Genomic DNA, 16765 nt, shown 5'->3' with positions numbered 1-16765 from the left:
CAAGCCCTGAAAGCCCTCGACCCGCTCGCTCTGAGTTGCCTCGGCCGCACTCGAGAACAAGCCCTGAAAGCCCTCGACCCGCTCGCTCTGAGTTGCCTCGACCGCACTCGAGAACAAGCCCTGAAAGCCCTCGACCCGCTCGCGGTCGCTGAAGCGGGATATCCGCGCTCTCCGCACCGCCCACGCGGATAGTGCCCGCTCAGGCGACCACGCAGGCGCGAGCGCGTCTCGCCCTTTCAGTCCGCCAGGGCAACACAGCACCGTTCCGTACCCGCACCGCCCCGCACAGCACCGCAGACGGCCACGAGCCTCCCCAACCGATTCGCTCGTTCGTTGCACTCACTCTCTCATCCCTCGCGCGGCTAGGTCGCGGCACGGAGGCCGCGACAGCGCACGCCAACCGCACCGCCCACACCAACCGCACCGCCCGCTCTACCGCTCCACGTCGACGCTCGCCTCCGTCCCGTCGTACTCGACGGTCACGTCGGAGTCGGCGGGGTCGACGCCGGTCCCGCGCCCCTCACCGACGACGACCACCTCGAACTCGCGCTGCTCGACGAGTTCCGGGAACGATCCGTCCCTATCCGCGACGGTCAGTTCGTCGGCGGTATCGTCCCAGCGGATGGGCGTAAAGGCGTACTCGCCGTCCTCGTAGTCGTAGCCGTCGCCGGCGTCCTCGTAGGCGTCGAACGCGCCGTCTCGGCCGGGATACACGCGCAGTTCCCACGGCGCCGCCGGCTTCTCGCCGGTGTGCTGGACCTCGGGGCCCATCGGGACGACGCTCCCGGCCTTCACGAACAGCGGCAGTTTCTCCAGCGGCGCGTCGGCGAGGATCGTCTGCCCGCCGTCGTAGCGCTCGCCGGTCCAGAAGTCGTACCAGTCAGTGCCCTCGGGGAGGTACACCTCGCGGGCTTCGGCTCGCCCGTCGAGTTCCTCGGAGTCGGGCCCGTAGTACATCGGTTCGGTGACCGGGCAGACCAGCATGGAGGGGCCGAACATGAACTGGTCGCCCACCTCGTGAGCGTCCTCGTCGTCCGGGAACGCCAGTGCGAGGTGGCGATACATCGTGTAGTCGCGGTGGGTCTCCCAGCCGGCCAGCGAGTACAGATACGGGAGGAGACGATACCGCAGGCGGTCGAAGTTCACGAGCGTGTCGTAGGTGCGGTCGCCGGGGTCGCCGAAGCGCCACATCTCGCGAGGGGTGTCGGTGCCGTGCGAGCGGAACATCGGCAGGAAGGCGCCGTACTGGAACCAGCGGACGTACAGTTCTCGGTAGCCAGCGTCGTCGACGCCGTCGTCGAAGTCGCCGTCGGTGATCCACGAGGGGCCGTCGCCGACGAAGAAGGCGCCCACATCGAGCGTCCATTTGGGATTCCCGGCGGCGGTGAACTGGAGCCCGTCGGCGATCTGCGTGCGGTAGCGCTCCCACGTCGCCTCGATGTCGCCCGACCACGTGATCGCGCCGTAGCGGTGTTGTCCGGGGTAGCCCGAGCGGGTGAGGTTGATGACGCGCTTGTCGTCGGTCGCTTCGCGCTGGCCCTCGTATATCCCCTTCGCCTGGTGGAGCGAGTAGGTGTTGATGTAGCCCGGGTCGAACACACGCTTGAACGCGTCGGTGGTGTGCTTCGCGAGCGCGAACGGGTCCGGCGCCGTCGGCAGCGTCCAAGTGGGGTCGTACGGTTCGGTCGAGTCACACCACCAAGCGTCGACGCCGTGGTCGAACAGGCCCTCCTTCGCCTGGTTCCAGTAGATGTCCCGGGCTTGCTCGGAGAAGGCGTCGTAGTACCGTTGCTCGTTGCCGGGCGCCGGTACGTCCTCGTCGTCGAGGATGTGGCCCGCGTCGCGCATCTCGTCGTAGTTCTCGCCGGCGAGCATGTTGGGCCAGATGGAGACCATCAGCCGGACGTTCCGGTCGTGGAGCGCGTCCATCGTCGCCGAGGGGTCGGGATAGCGGCCCTCGTGGAAGGACTTCTGTCCCCACTGGCCCCAGTCGCCCGCCGGGCCGCCCCACTCCTCGAAGTTCGGGTGCTGGTCCTCGGTATCGGGCCAGTACTGCCAGTCCTGGACCACGCAGTCGATGGGCACCTCGCGGTCGCGGTACTCGGAGACCACGTCGACGAGTTCGTCGCCGGTCTCGTAGCGCTCCTTGGACTGGACGTAGCCGTAGGACCACTTGGGGAGCATCGTCGCCTCGCCGGTGAGGTCGCGAAAGCCCGCGATCACCGCGTCGGGGTCGCCGGCGACGACGAACACGTCGAGCGCGTCGTCGCACTCCGTCCAGACGTACGAGCCGTGCTGGTCGTCGTGGAAGGTCGTCAGCGAGCCGGTGTTCCAGAGCATCCCGTAGCCGCCCGTCGACAGGATGGCCGGCATCGCGACCTTGGTGTTGCCCTGGTAGAGCGTCTGTTCCTCGCCGGAGTAGTCGGCGACGCCGCCCTCGTGCTGGCCGAGCCCGAGGATCGCTTCGTCGTCGTCGAACTCCAGGTCGAGCCGCGTCGAGTACGCCTCCCTGTCGAGGCTGTCGCGGGGGCTGGCGACCTCGTGGTCGCCGACGGTCAGGTCCTCGGGCGAGACCGGGACGAGCGACTTCCCGCCGTCTTCGGGCTCGCGCACGAGCAGGTCGCCGTCGGCGTCGCGCCAGGTCAGGGCACCGGTCGCGCGGTCGAGTTCGACGCGCATGGCCGAGGTGACCAGTTCGAACTCGCTCTCGCGCTCGACGAGGTCCCACTCGCCGTCGGGGTCCTGTTCGACGACCATCGGGCTCTCGGGGTCGGGGACCGACTCGCCGGCGGTGTAGACGAGTCGGACGACGTCGTCGGCGAGGACCTGCAGTTTGAGTTTCTGGCCGCCCGCGTCGAACAGCGGGCCGTCGGCGTCCCGTCGGAGGGCCGTTACGTGCATGCGCACACCCTCAGACGGGTCCCTCTTGAGGATTCCCCTCACGGCGGACCGCTCCGGGACCCCCCGCACGTTTTACCGTGGACCCGCGGCGGTCCCGGCCGGATCCGAAATCACGTGCGAGAATCACCCCGGTATCTTTATCCGGGAGTGCTCGTCTGTTCGGAGTATGGCAGACGACGACAGACTGCGCGATGTCGCGGACGAGCGGGACTTCCAGATCGGCGCCGCCGTGGCCCCACAGCCCCTGCGGACGGACCCCGCCTACAAGAAGCTCCTGCGCAACGAGTTCAACTACGTCACCGCCGAGAACGCGCTGAAGATGGGCCCGCTTCGGCCCGAGCCCGGCGTCTACGACTTCAACGACGCCGACGCGGTCGTCGATTACGCCCGAGCGCAGGACCAGTCCGTCCGCGCCCACACCCTCGTCTGGCACAACCAGACCCCCGAGTGGTTCCAGGAGTGGGACTACACGCCGGACCAGCTCGAAGAGTTCACGCGCGAGCACGTCCACACCGCCGCGGGCCGGTACCGCGACACCGTCGACACCTGGGACGTGGTCAACGAGGCCGTCGCCGACGACGGTACGATGCGCGAGAACCTCTGGTACGAGGCGTTCGGCGAGGAGTACCTCGACGACGCCTTCCGCTGGGCGAACGAGGTCGCCCCCGACACCGACCTCTACTACAACGACTACGGCGCCGACGGCGTCAACGTCAAATCCGACGCCATCTACGACCTCGTCTCCCGCATGCTCGATCGGGGCGTCCCCATCGACGGCGTCGGCCTCCAGATGCACGCGCTCCACGAGAAGCCAGGTATCGAGAGCGTCGCCGAGAACATCCGCCGGTTCAAGGATCTCGGGCTGGACGTGGAGATCACCGAGTTCGACGTGGCCTACCTGCCCGGCGACGACCCCGGCGACCAGGAGGCCCGCTGGGAGAAACAGGCCGAGTTCTACCGGTCGATCACGGAGGTCTGTCTCGACGAGGGCGTCGACACGATGATCGTCTGGGGGGTTCGGGACTCCGACTCGTGGATCCCCGGCTGGTTCGAGGACCTCACCGGCGACCCGCTCCTCTTTGACTCCGGCAACGACCCCAAGCCCGCCTACGACGCCATCAAGGACACGCTCGCGAACTACGAGGCGTAAGAGGGCGATAGCGGTTTTTGCGACGCTTCTTTCGGTTGATCGAGGCCTGAAACGGTCGTTCGGTTGGTTCTGCGAGCATCTCACCGAGAATCTAGACCCCGACCGGCTTACCGTCAGTGCCGTTACAGAGTGGATAGCAGGATCGCCAGTACGACGAGACAGACAGTTAGATATAGGGCGTACCGTACGACGGGGGTTCCGGAGTCTGTCGAATCTCCCGTCGACCTGTCGACTTCGATGTCGTATCCTAGCGCTTTGAGGTCCTTAGCTCCGACCTCGTTAGAATTCGATCCCTCGTTGGTCATGCTACTTCTCACTTCACCGTCTGTAGTTCCCCCGGTCGAAGTATGTCCCATTCCGCTCCCACTATCTTCGTCCATACGTAGATCATTTTCTCAGGCGGTGTAAGCTTTCTTCCGGGTACAACGATTCCCCGGGCGGTGTATGCTTCCTCTGCACTGAGCATCCGCGAGCGAAGCGAGCGGTTCTTCGCGGCGAGTGAGCGAAGCGAACGAGCCGCGCTTTTTCACCCATGTTTTTGGCGGCGGGGTGTGCGCGGTTTTCCCACCCCTCCGCGAAAAAGATGGCTTCTACAACTCGATACGCCCGCCCGACTCGCCGGACTCGTAGATGGTGTCGGCGATCCGCACGTCCTCGTAGCCGTGCCGGCCGTCGGGGCCGATCGCCATGTCGGTCAGGACGCCGGTGGCGAAGTAGTCGAACTCCTCGACCATCTCGGAGGGTTCCTCGACCTCGACGACCTGCTCCTCGCCGCCGGCGCTGACGGTGATCGTCCGGTCGGCGTCGACGTTGAACGGCACGTCGACCCGGATGCGGCCGTGGGTGCCGCCGACCTCGAAGTAGTTGTCGCCGGCGACCTCGTAGCCGCTGTCGCACTCGGCGACCGCGCCGTCGGGGAACTCCATCGTGAACGCGACGTACTTCTCCAGGCCGTCGAACTCATCGGGCCCCTCCACCGTGGTCGCGTGGACGGCCTCGGGGTCGGAATCGAGGACGAACCGCGAGGTGTTCAGCGGGTAGACGCCCAGATCCATCAGCGGGCCGCCGCCCGCGAGATCGGGGTTCAGCCGCCACTGGTCCATGTCCTCGCCGGCGGCGATCAGGTTGTAGGAGAAGGCGCCGCGGGTGTGGACCGGGTCGCCGATAGCGCCGTCCTGCACGACATCGCGGACCCACCGGATCGACCGGGTCGTGTGCATCCGGTAGGCGGTCATCAACTCGACGCCGCCCTCTTCGCAGGCCTCGACGCACTTGCGGGCGCGCGCGGCGTCGGCCTCCAGCGGTTTCTCGCAGAGCACGTCCTTGCCGAGTTCCGCGGCCGTCTCGACGTGGGGGAGGTGCAGGGCGTTCGGTGTGACGACGTAGACGGCGTCGTACGCGTCGGTGGCCTCGCCGTCGGCGTAGTCGTCGTAGGTCAGCGCGTGGGCGACGCCCTTCTCGTCGGCGACGCGCTCGGCCTTCTCGCGGTCGCCGCTGACGACGACTGTCGTCTCGCAGAAGTCCGATTCCTCGATCGCGGGGATCGCCACGTCCGGGCCGAACCAGCCCAGCCCGAGGACGGCAAAGCGGACGGGAGCGCCGTCGACCGGGCGCGCCCAGTCTCGCTCGTCGAACGAACTCGGTACGTCGATGTCCATACCACGACTCAGCAGAGCCACCGACAAAAAGGGAGTCGGTCGCGGAATCGACGACGATGATCACATCGATCCGCGGCGAGCGGCCCGCTCAGAACCCGTACAGTTCCTTCGGGCGCTCGTAGGCGACGTGGTCGACCAGGTCCTCGGCCACGTCGATCGGGATCTGGCCGCGCTCGACCTTCCTCCCGACGACGTTGGCGAGGGTGCGGCGGAACATCTCGAAGCGGGAGTCGAACGAGAGGAGCTTGCGCGAGTCGCTGACCATGCCGGCGTGGTTGGCCAGCAGGTCGACGCTGCCGACGTAGTCCAGTTGATGGTCCATCCCGAACGGGCTGTCGTTGAACCACCAGGCCGGCCCGACGCTGACGTTCGAGTACGCCCGCGCGAGCGTCGTCAGCGTCGGGTAGTGGCTCGGGTCGACGCAGTAGAGGATGATCTCGCCTTCCCCGTCGAAGCGGTCGAGGTAGTAGTCCAGCCCCTCGGCGATACCGATATCGCCCATCGACACGTCGCCGCCCGACGCCGCGCCGAGCTCGTCGTACAACTGCTCGCGGTAGTCCCGCAGCGCGCCGACGTGCAGCTGGGAGACCCAGCCCGCTTCGCTGTTCAGCTCGCCGATGAACTCGAGGAGGTAGGCCTGGAAGTCCCCGATGTCGCGCTCGGAGAGGGACTCGCCGGCGCGGCGCTTGGCGTACACCTCGGCGGCGCGGGCCTCGCTCACCGGCCGGGAGACGGGTTCGAGGACCCCCAGGTCGCTCGCCGCGCAGCCGTGGTCGTCGAAGTAGTCGTGGGTCGCTTCGAGCGCGTCGAGATAGCCCGCGAAGTCGTCCGTCTCGAACGCCGTGGCGTCGGCCAGGTCGTCGGCGAACTCGATGAAGCCCGACTTCTGGACGTTCACCGCTGGGTCGGCGCGCCAGGTGGGGCGGATGTCGACGCCTTCCACCTCGTCGACGGCCCGCTCGTGGTATTCGAGCTGCGACGTGGGGTTGTCCGTCGTCGCGAGGGTCTCGACGTTCATCTCCCGGAGGAGTTCCTGCGGGCGCATCTCGTCGTCCTCCAACTGTGCCTTCGTCTCCGCCCAGATCTCGTCGGCGGTCTCGGCGGAGACGGGCTGGTCGATGCCGAACCGCCGTTTGAGGTCGAGGTGGAGCCACTCGTAGACGGGATTGCCGGCCATCTCGGGGACGACCTCGGCGAAGGCGTCCCACTTCTCGCGGTTGGAGGCGTCGCCGGTGATCAGTTCCTCGTCGACGCCGCGCTTTCGCATCATCGACCAGACGTAGTGGTCGGTCGCGCCCTGGACCTCCCAGATGTCCGCCCAGCCGTCGTTCTCGACGATCTCCACGATGTCGGCGTGGTTGTGCGGGTCGAGGATCGGCCGGTCCTCGATGGTCTCGTAGAGGTCGCGGGCGGCGTCGGTTTCGAGCAGGTACGTATCGTCGTCGAGGAAGCTCATGTGATCGAACCCACCAGCGATTCGGGCATAAAGGTAGCTGTCCCGGTTCGAGTTCGGCGTTCAGTTCGAGTTGCGGACCCACTTTTTCCAGCGGAGAGTTCCTCGCGGCGCTTCGCGCCGCTGCGGGAATCCTCCGTCTGCTCACGGCGCCACGCGCCGTTCGCATGGTCCGAGGGACCGGAGGTCCCTCGCCACTGCAAAAACTTGGGGAAAAAGGCTGAATCCTCGCTCTGCTCGGATTCAGTGAATCGCGCTCGCTCCGCTCGCGCGAATGCTACTGATCAGCCTATCACCTGTACTGACCGTCCGGCGAGCGAACGAGCACGGTTCACCGCTCGCGAAAGGATCAACTATTTACTGTGATCGGCCGACGCCCCGAGTATGAGCGACAGAGATCCGGAAGACCTGAACTTCGGGTGCCAGGTCGTGACCTACGGCGACGTGCAGGGAACCATCGAGGACGCGGTCCGCGCGGAGGAGGCGGGCTTCGACATCATCACCGTCCCGGACCACCTCTTCCACCCGACGGGGTCGGAGGAGTTCCTCGTCGACCCGCCCTGGGAGGCGTTCACCGTCCTCGGCGCTATCGCCCAGCACACCGACGAAGCGATGCTGATGCCCGGCGTCACCGACTCGGTGCGGCGCCACCCCACGGAGCTCGCGCACATCGGGACGACCCTGGACCAGATGACCGACGGGCGGTTCGGGCTGGGAATCGGCGCCGGCGAGGCGTTCAACTTCACGCCCATCGAGGACGTCGACTGGTCGGACCCGTTCGGACGGTTCTCGGAGGCGTTCAAGATGATCGACCGGCTGTGGGCCTCCGAGGCGGACGACCCCGTCGACTTCGACGGAGAGTTCTACCAGCTGGCGGACGCGCACATGGGACTGAAACCCGTCCAGGAGCCGCGGCCGCCGATGTGGGTCGGCGGGTACGGCCCGAGCATGCGCGGGTTCACCGGCGCGCTCGGTGACGGGTGGTTCCCGTGGATCCACGCGCCCGAGCAGTACGAGGAAGACCTCCAGCGCGTCCTCAACGTGGCCGAGGACCGCGGCCGTGACCCCGACGACATCGACCGCGCGGTCATGATCCCGACCACGGTCTCGGAAGACGGCGACGCGGCCCGCGAGGCGGCCGTCGAGCGCAACCGAACGAGTCTCGCGCTGCGGCCGCCGCTGCTGGCGAAGATGGGGTACGAGGACATCGCCGACGAGACGCCGATCATGTTCGAGATGGCCTTCGACGAGGAGCAGGAGGAGCGACTCCTGAACGCCGCGGAGAAGATTCCCGACGAGGCCGTCGACGCGGTGACGGTCTCCGGGACGCCCGAAGAGGCCATCGCGGACCTCGAACGCTGGGTCGAGGCAGGGCTGGACAACGTCGTCCTCATCCCGGTCGGCGACTTCGAGGAGACGGTGGCCCACTACGAGGAGACGATCATCCCGCACTTCGACGGGGAGTAGGGAGCGCGTCCCGTTCCGGACCGCCACCGTCTACGGGGTGGCCCTCGTCCCGGCCTCACTCGTAGGCGTACTTCACTTCGACGACGTTGACGGTGTTGCGGAGTTCCGGCAGGATCGCGTCCTCGATCCGCTCGTCGTCGAGCCGTTCTTTCGGGCCGGAGACCGAGATGGAGCCGACCACGCGCTCGTCGACGACGACGGGCGAGGCGACGGAGCGGATCCCCTCGCGGCGCTCCTCGTCCTCGATGGCGTAGCCGCGGTCCTCGATCCGGGCGAGTTCGCGGTCCAGCCGGTCGCGGTCGGTGATCGTGTGTCGGGTCGCTCGCGGCAGTCCGTAGGTGTCGACGACCTCGTCGACGTAGTCGGCGGGGAGGTGCGCGAGGACGGCCTTGCCGAGGGCCGTCCAGTGCATCTCCGTGTGCTCGCCGATCGGCGCGTTGTCGTAGACCGCCTCCGTCCCCTCGGCCTGATAGAGGATGACCCGCTGGCCGTTCTCCTCCATCCCGAGGTTGGCGACTTCGCCGGTGGATTCGGCGAGCGCGTCGATCTCGGCCCTGGTCGCGCGGAAGACGTTCCGGCGCTGCCTGACCGCGACGCCGTCGCGCAGGAACCGACAGCTCAGCCGGTAGCCGTCCTCACTCTGAACGACGTACCCCACGGATTCGAGCGTCGCGAGGTGGGAATGCGCCGTGCTCGTGGGGATGTCCAGCGCCGTCGCCACGTCGTCGATCCGCACGGTCCCCCGCTCGCGCATGACGCCGACGACCGCGAAGGCCCGCTCGACGGCCCCGATCGCGCCGTCGCCCGCGCCCGGTTCGGTGATTCCCATATCACTCCGTACGATTCGCCAGTGGTAAAATCTACTGATGTTGGAATGGGCCCCCTCTCATTACAGTTGTATACCTGTATTCCGACCTCGGTCAATTGGTGTGTTATTAGCACGCATGCGAAGCTCTGCGGCGACCTACCACCGCCTGTACCGGGACTGTATATAACGATCGTTGGTGCTGCTACCGTTCCACCGATGCTGGAATGAATCGTGGAGATCGACCACGTGACGGTCGAGTAACAGAAACGTGACGGACGCTGGCGGTCGTTTCCCGGCTCGAAGCGACCGCTGGAGGCGCGCGACCGCCCGGCGACTGCGACGGGTCGGGACGGGGTCGCGGCTCGGAGTGACGGCTGTGACTCGGGCGACGGAGAAGAGCGCACTCGGTTCAGTCCTGGGCGACGGCTTCGACGCCGGCGTCGCGGGCCGCTTTCTCGGCGCGCATCGCCCTCAGCATCCCGCGGAGGTAGCCGACGGTATAGGCGCGACCGCGGTGTTCCCAGTCGGTGTCGCCCTCCAGGTGAGGGGTGTGGTCGGGGATCATCATGCCCGAGAAGCCGACCTCGTCGAGCAGCGAGAGGAGCTCGTACTCGTCGAAGTTGCCCTCGTCGACGAAGTCCTCGGAGAAGTTCGGGACGGTCCCCGAGACGTCGCGGAAGTGGACGTAGAAGATCTCGTCGCGCTCGCCGAAGTAGCGGACGACTTCGTCGAGCGGCTCGCCCATCTCCGACCAGCAGCCAAGACAGAGTTCGAGCCCGTGGTGGTCGGTGTCGCGGTAGTTCATCGCCCGCTTGAAGTTCTCGAAGTTGCGGAACAGCTGCGGGACGCCGCCGAGTTTCTCCATCGGCGGGTCGCTCGGGTGCAGACACAGCTTCACGCCCGCCTCCTCGGCGACGGGGAGGATCTCGTCGAGGAAGGACTCGTAGTTGTCCCACAGCTCCGCCTCGGTGTACTCCCGGTCGTGGGTGAGCTCGTCGATATCGGCTTCCTCGGCGTCGAAGACGGAGACCTCGGCGCCGCCGCGTGTGGTCGTCCAGCCGGTTCGCCAGACGCCCGCGGGCGCCCAGTGATACCCGAAGATCGGGATGCCCGCCTCGCCCATGTTGCGGACCGTCCGCTTCATCTTCTCCATCTGCTCGTCGCGCTCGGGCCCGTCCAGCATGATGTCCTGGTAGAACGAGACGGGGACGTTCTCGATCGCGTTGAGTCGCATGCCCTCGGCCTCGACGCGCTCGCGGAGTTCGCGGAGGTTCTCCGCGGACCACTCGCCGTCGCCGGTCAGGGGCACCCGCTCGTCGTCGGGCATGTGTTCGTAGTCCGGCTCGTCGACCTGATACATGTTCAGCAGTATGTCGTCGGCACCGAGCTGTTTGATGTAGCGCAGACGTTCGGGCGCCGGGTCCATGAACTGGCCCGCGCCGACCCGCATCGGCAGGTCCTCGAACGAACTCGGCTCGTCGCTGTCGGTCGCCATACACCCCGTACCGGACACTCGGTTATAAATGTCGTCACCCGAGTCCCGGACCGGACCGCCGCGAGGCGTGGTTTCAAGAGCCACCCGACGCTTGCTCGGGCTATGCCAGACGCCGCCGCGCGACCCACGCGCCCGCACCACCGGTCGACCGCCCGATACCGCGCCACAGCCACCGCTCCCGCCGCGCCCGTGGTCGCCTCCCGACAGGCGGTGACCGCCTGATGGTCGAGTTCGCCGCCAACGCCGGGATCGTCGCCGACGACGGCGAGACGGTCGCCGACGGGATCGAACGGGCCGCCGGCCTGGGCGTCGACGCCGTCGAGTTCTTCGACTGGGAGAGCGCCGACCGCGACGCCGTCCGCGCCGCCGCCGACGAGCACGGCGTCGAGATCGCCGGGATCCTCGCCGCGGGCGCCGGGTCGAACATCGACGACCGCGACGCCCCCGCGGCGGTCAACCCCTACGACCGTGAGACGGTCGTCGGCGATATCGAACGGTCGCTCGACGCCGCCGCCGAGGTCGGCGCCGACTGCCTGATCGTCACCGTCGGCCCCGATCAGGGCGGATTCGCACGCGACACCCAGCGCCGGGCGCTCGAACGCGTCCTCGCGGACGTGGCGCCCACCGCCGAGGACGCGGGCGTCACCGTCGTCATCGAGCCGCTCAACACCGTCGTCGACCACCCCGGCTACTTCCTCGCCTCCTCCCGCGAGGCGTTCGACATCACTCGGTCGGTCGGGAGCGACCGCGTGAACGTACTGTTCGACGCCTACCACCAGCAGATCACCGAGGGCGACGTGATCCGGAACCTGACCGGGAACGTCGACCAGGTCGGCCACGTCCACGTCGCCGACAACCCCGGTCGGCTCGAACCCGGGAGCGGCGAGATGGCCTACGCCAACGTCTTCGACGCGCTCGACGGGGCGGGCTACGACGGCTACGTCGGCCTGGAGTTCTTCGCGACCAGCGAGGGGACCAGTATGGCCGAAGGGATCCGCGGCACGCTGGAGCTGGACTGACGGATGTCGGGCGAGACCTCCGTCCGGCCGGCCCGCGACGGACCGACCCGCGACGACCGGCTGTGGTACGACGCGCCCGCGGGCGAGTGGGTCGAGGCCCTCCCGGTCGGCAACGGCCGCCTCGGCGGGATGGTCCACGGTCGGCCCGCCCGCGAGCGCGTGGCGCTCAACGACGACCGCCTGTGGGCCGGCGACCACGCCGACCGGACGGCTTCGGGGGGTCCCGACGACCTCGATGCCGTGCGCGAGTGCCTGTGGGACGGCGAAGTCGAGCGCGCCCAGCGCCTGTGCAACGAGTTCTTCGTCGGCGACCTCACCGGAGTTCCGCCGTATCAGCCGCTCGGGGACCTCCTGATCGACTGTCCCGGCCACGACCACCCCGCCGAGTACCGGCGGAGCCTCGACCTCCGCGGCGGGATCGCCCGGGCGGAGTACACTATCGACGGAACGCGCTTCGAGCGCGAGTGCTTCGCGAGCGCGCCGGACGGCGTGCTCGCGGTTCGGATCGAGGCCGACGAGCCCGGAGCCCTCGACGCGCGGGTCCGACTGGACCGCGACCGCTCGGCGCGGACGACCGTCGTCGAGGACACCGTCGTCCTCCGCGGGCAGGTGATCGACCTCCCGGGCGACGACGAGACCGTCGAACCCGGCGGCTGGGGGTCCAGATTCGAGGGCCGAGCGCGGGTCCGCGCCGAGGGCGGGACGGTCGCGGCGGCCGGCGACGAGGACGCGCCGTGGGTCGGCGACGGCGATCCGGAGTCCGAGCCGGACGAAGACGGAATCGTCGTCGCCGGCGCCGACGCGGTGACGGTGGTCGTCGCGGCCGGAGTCGCGCCGCCGGACGGCGACCCCCGCGAGGAGTGCCGCGAGGCCCTGGCCGGAGTCGCCGAGGACGACTACGCCGCCCTCCGCGAGCGCCACGTCGACGACCACCGCGAACACATGGACCGGGTCGACCTCGACCTGGGCGAGGCCGTCGACGCGCCGACCGACGAACGGCTCGACCGCGTGCGCGAGGGCGAGCGGGACCCGCACCTCACGCAACTGTACTTCCAGTACGGTCGGTACCTCCTGCTGGGCTCGTCGCGACCCGGTACCCTGCCCGCCAACCTCCAGGGGGTCTGGAACGAGGAGTTCCACCCTCCGTGGGACTCCGACTACACCCAGGACGTGAACCTGGAGATGAACTACTGGCACGCGGAGGTGGCGAACCTCCGGGAGTGCGCCGACCCGCTCGTCGAGTTCGTCGACGACGCCCGGGAGCCCGGTCGCGAGACGGCCCGCGAGCGGTACGGCTGCGAGGGCTTTTGCACCCATCTCCACAGCGACCGCTGGCACACGACCGCCCAGACCGCCGACGCCCACTGGGGCCACTGGCCGATGGGCGCCGCCTGGCTCTGTCAGAACCTCTGGGAACGGTACGCCTTCTCCGGCGAGCGGAGCGACCTCGAACGGATCTACCCGACCCTCCGCGAGGCGGCCGAGTTCCTGCTGGACTACCTCGTCGAACATCCCGATGAGGGGTGGCTCGTCACCGCGCCCTCGGCGTCGCCGGAGAACCAGTACCGCACCGACGACGGCCAGGAGGCGACCACCTGTGTGATGCCGGCGATGGACATCCAGCTCACTCGCGATCTGTTCGGCCACTGCATCGAGGCCGCCGAGACCCTGGAGCGGGACGCCGAGTTCGCGGCCGAACTGGCCGACGCGCTGGAGCGGCTCCCGCCGATGGGCGTCGACGAGGGCGGTGCGCTCCGCGAGTGGCTCCGTGACTACGAGGAAGTGAACCCGGGGCATCGCCACGTCTCACACCTCGTCGGCTACTACCCGGCGGACGCGCTGCACGACACCGAAACCGGGGACGACCCCGGTGGCGCCGGTCTCGCGCTCGACGGTGAGACGGCCGACGAGGCGGTTCGAGCGTCGCTGGAGCGGCGCCTCGACCACGGCGGTGGGCACACGGGCTGGTCCTGCGCGTGGACGATCGCGCTGTTCGCGCGCCTCGGGGACGGCGACGGCGTGGGCGAACACGTCCACAAACTCCTCGCCGATTCGACCTACGACTCGCTGCTCGACTCGCACCCGCCCTTCCAGATCGACGGCAACTTCGGCGGGACCGCGGGGATCGCCGAGGCGCTCGTCGGGAGCCACGGCGGGACGATTCGGCTGCTCCCGGCGCTGCCGGCGGCGTGGGAAGAGGGGTCCGTCTCGGGGCTACGGGCTCGCGGTGGGTTCGAGGTCGACCTCGCGTGGAGCGACGGGAGCCTCGACGCGGCGACGGTCCGTGCGGGGCAGGACGGAACCTGCCGGGTCTCGTCCGCCGCCGGTATCGAGGCAGTCGAGACCGACGACGGCGAATCGGTCGAACTCACGCGGGCGGACGGGGACGGTCCCTCGCGAGCGGACGGGACCGTCGAGTTCCGCGCCTCGGCGGGCGAGTCGTACGACATCGCGGTCGGCGGGGAGTAGCGCCCTCCGCGTCACGGTCCCGGGTCGGTCGGGTCGCGTGCGCTCGCTCGCGAGTCGGCTTCGCTCTCCGCGACCCCAGTCCTTAACCGTCGGCGTGAGAACCGTCAGTCGATGGCACCCGACGCGACACACGCGGAGCAGCCGATAGACTCGGATAACCTCGAGATCGCCTACATCGGCGGCGGCAGCCGCCAGTGGGCCCCGAACCTCATCCAGGACCTGGCGCTCTCGGAGTTCGACGGCCACGTGCGCCTCTACGACACCAACCAGGACGCCGCCGAGACCAACGCCGAGTTCGGCAACTGGGTCCAGGACGACGAGGACGCCACCGCCGAGTGGTCCTACGAGGCCGTCGAGGACCTCGACGACGCGCTGGCGGGCGCCGACGCGGTCATCCTCTCGACCCAGTACGACCCCCGCGACACGTTCGTCCACGACCTGCGCATCCCGAAGGAGTACGGCATCTACGGGGCGGTCGCGGCCACCATCGGCCCGGGGGGTATCTTCCGGGCGATGCGGACGATCCCCGTGTTCCGCCGGTTCGCCGCCGCGATCCGCGAGAACTGCCCCGACGCCTGGGTGTTCAACTACACCAACCCCGTCCACTTCGTCACCCGTGCGCTGTACGACGAGTACCCCGACATCAACGCGCTGGGCCTCTGTCACGAGGTGCTGGGGACGCGCTGGCACCTCGCGATGCTCGCCGAGGAGGAACTGGGCATGGACGCCGAGCGCGCCGACGTCGAGGTGAACGTCAAGGGGATCAACCACTTCACGTGGGTCGACGAGGCCCGCTGCAAGGGCGTCGACCTGTGGCCGCTGCTGCACGACCTGAAGGACGGCGAACGCGGGAGCAAGCGCTTCACCTACGACGACCTGAAGGACGACAGCGTCTTCAGCGACAACTGGCAGGTCACCTGGGAGCTGTTCCGGCGGTTCGGCGTCCTGCCCGCGGCCGGTGACCGCCACCTCATCGAGTACGCGACTTCGTTCATCGCCGACGGCCAGGACTCGCTCAACCACTGGGGCGTCCGCCGCACCGACGCCGACTACCGCGCGAAACACTGGACCCCCGCCGAGTCCAAGCAGACCACCAACGTCGAGGGCTGGATGGAGGGCGAGCGCGAGTTCGAACTCGAATCCTCCGGCGAGGAGTTCCTCGACATCCTCGAAGGCCTGACCGGCGAGGGCCCCTACGTCACCAACGTCAACCTGCCTAACTCCGGCCAGATCTCCGATATCGAGCAGGGGCCGGTCGTCGAGACCAACGCGGTGGTCCGTGACAACCAGGTCAAGCCGGTCAACGCCGGCGGCTTCCCGCGGCCCGTCCGCAGCATGGTCCAGGGCCACGTCGACACCATCGAGACGATCATCGAGGCCGCTCGAACCGGCGACGTGGACCTGGCGTTCCAGGGCTTCTCGATCGACGACCAGGTCCAGACGCTCACGCCCGACGAGTCCCGCGACCTGTTCGGCGAACTGTTCGCCGCCGAGACCGAGTACCTCGAGGACTGGAACGTCGAGGAATCGGACGTGCTCGCGAAGGCCGACACGTTCGACGCCTGACCCGCGCGTCGCTCGTTCTTCCGCCGCCGGACCGCCTCGTCTCTCCGCCGGGTTCGGCCCGCGCGCCGCTACGTCTCTCCGAGCTGTCCGCTCGCCGTACGTCGTTCCCCGTTCGGAGTGTATCGATCGTTCATTAACTAGCACCGTTCTTCATTCCACACGCGTCGTTCTCTACCCGTTACGAACTCTCCATCTCATCTCGCCGCACGTCGTTCTCCTTTCACCATACGTCGTTCTCCCGTCACTGTACTTCGTTCTTTATTTGCAAGGATTGTTCTCTTTCGCTGTACATCGTTCTCCACTTGACTCGAACCACGGCTGCCACCGACACCGACAGATCGTCCGTTGGTACAGTACTATATTGACTACTCGTATACACATGTGGTTGAAATAAGACTTAACCCTACCACACTACACGTCGGAGTTGCGAGGGCGACACCGTGACACGAGGTAGCGAAACACCCACCAACTGACTCGGCGAGAAGAGCACTGACCTCGATGGTCACCTATAGTAGAATTTGAAAGCGTTTGCACGGTCGACCGCACGATTACGTGCGGCCATCCGAGCGATGTCTTTCAAATTCTACTACAGTCGGCCGGTTCAGTGACGCTTCCCCGTTGCGCCCCCGGCATCCGGACGACTCACGCGGTCGTCGAGTCCGTGGCGGCCATAGTTACTTCTAAACTATATGTTGTTCTATTGTGTATTGTTTTAATGTTGATTATAATTGCTAATGTTTATTTACTTCCCGGGTGTCGCATTCGATGCGGCAGTGGTA

The 16765-nt window shown here is 67.6% G+C and carries 11 protein-coding genes; 5 read left to right on the top strand and 6 right to left on the bottom strand.

What is annotated here, in order from left to right; translation table 11 throughout:
• Positions 1-432: 432 nt before the first annotated feature.
• Positions 433-2901: a glycoside hydrolase family 31 protein gene (locus HZS55_RS16665; RefSeq protein WP_179908699.1), complete on the bottom strand. Its 2469-nt coding sequence runs from the start codon at positions 2899-2901 to the stop codon at positions 433-435.
• Positions 2902-3067: 166 nt separating this feature from the next.
• Between HZS55_RS16665 and HZS55_RS16660 the strand changes: the two genes are divergently transcribed.
• The gene (locus HZS55_RS16660; protein WP_179908698.1) at positions 3068-4051 is read left to right on the top strand and encodes an endo-1,4-beta-xylanase; all 984 of its coding nucleotides are present in this window, start codon (positions 3068-3070) and stop codon (positions 4049-4051) included.
• A 122-nt stretch (positions 4052-4173) separates the two neighbouring features.
• On the opposite strand, the gene HZS55_RS16655 is transcribed toward HZS55_RS16660, so the two are convergent.
• From HZS55_RS16655 to uxaC, 3 genes are all read right to left on the bottom strand, one after another.
• Entirely contained in the window at positions 4174-4431 is a 258-nt protein-coding gene (locus HZS55_RS16655; RefSeq protein ID WP_179908697.1) for a hypothetical protein, read from the bottom strand.
• 210 nt (positions 4432-4641) lie between these two features.
• Complete coding sequence (gfo6, locus tag HZS55_RS16650) at positions 4642-5709, bottom strand: D-xylose 1-dehydrogenase Gfo6 (RefSeq protein ID WP_179908696.1); 1068 nt, start codon at positions 5707-5709, stop codon at positions 4642-4644.
• A gap of 88 nt (positions 5710-5797) precedes the next feature.
• Positions 5798-7165, bottom strand: coding sequence for a glucuronate isomerase (gene uxaC / locus HZS55_RS16645; protein ID WP_179908695.1), 1368 nt, complete (start codon positions 7163-7165; stop codon positions 5798-5800).
• Positions 7166-7546: 381 nt separating this feature from the next.
• Between uxaC and HZS55_RS16640 the strand changes: the two genes are divergently transcribed.
• Positions 7547-8629 carry an LLM class flavin-dependent oxidoreductase gene (locus HZS55_RS16640; protein WP_179908694.1) on the top strand — a complete coding sequence of 361 codons (1083 nt, stop codon included), beginning with the start codon at positions 7547-7549 and terminating at the stop codon, positions 8627-8629.
• 55 nt (positions 8630-8684) lie between these two features.
• Here HZS55_RS16640 and HZS55_RS16635 read toward each other — a convergent pair whose 3' ends face one another.
• Positions 8685-9458 carry an IclR family transcriptional regulator gene (locus HZS55_RS16635; RefSeq protein ID WP_179908693.1) on the bottom strand — a complete coding sequence of 258 codons (774 nt, stop codon included), beginning with the start codon at positions 9456-9458 and terminating at the stop codon, positions 8685-8687.
• Between the two features lie 388 nt (positions 9459-9846).
• Complete coding sequence (locus HZS55_RS16630) at positions 9847-10932, bottom strand: mannonate dehydratase (RefSeq protein ID WP_179908692.1); 1086 nt, start codon at positions 10930-10932, stop codon at positions 9847-9849.
• A 221-nt stretch (positions 10933-11153) separates the two neighbouring features.
• Between HZS55_RS16630 and HZS55_RS16625 the strand changes: the two genes are divergently transcribed.
• The 3 genes from HZS55_RS16625 to HZS55_RS16615 all read left to right on the top strand — a co-directional run bounded on the left by HZS55_RS16625 (position 11154) and on the right by HZS55_RS16615 (position 15986).
• Positions 11154-11951 (top strand): TIM barrel protein, encoded by a 798-nt coding sequence (locus HZS55_RS16625; protein WP_179908691.1) that lies wholly within the window; start codon positions 11154-11156, stop codon positions 11949-11951.
• Positions 11952-11954: 3 nt separating this feature from the next.
• Positions 11955-14420 (top strand): glycoside hydrolase family 95 protein, encoded by a 2466-nt coding sequence (locus tag HZS55_RS16620; protein WP_179908690.1) that lies wholly within the window; start codon positions 11955-11957, stop codon positions 14418-14420.
• Positions 14421-14531: 111 nt separating this feature from the next.
• On the top strand, positions 14532-15986 hold the full coding sequence (locus HZS55_RS16615) for a family 4 glycosyl hydrolase (protein WP_179908689.1): 1455 nt from the start codon (positions 14532-14534) through the stop codon (positions 15984-15986).
• Positions 15987-16765 lie beyond the last annotated feature (779 nt).

It is taken from the genome of Halosimplex rubrum, from assembly GCF_013415885.1.
Classification (GTDB): domain Archaea; phylum Halobacteriota; class Halobacteria; order Halobacteriales; family Haloarculaceae; genus Halosimplex; species Halosimplex rubrum.
The sequence above is the reverse complement of the archived record's forward strand: the minus strand, read 5'-3'. Positions and strand labels throughout refer to the sequence as shown.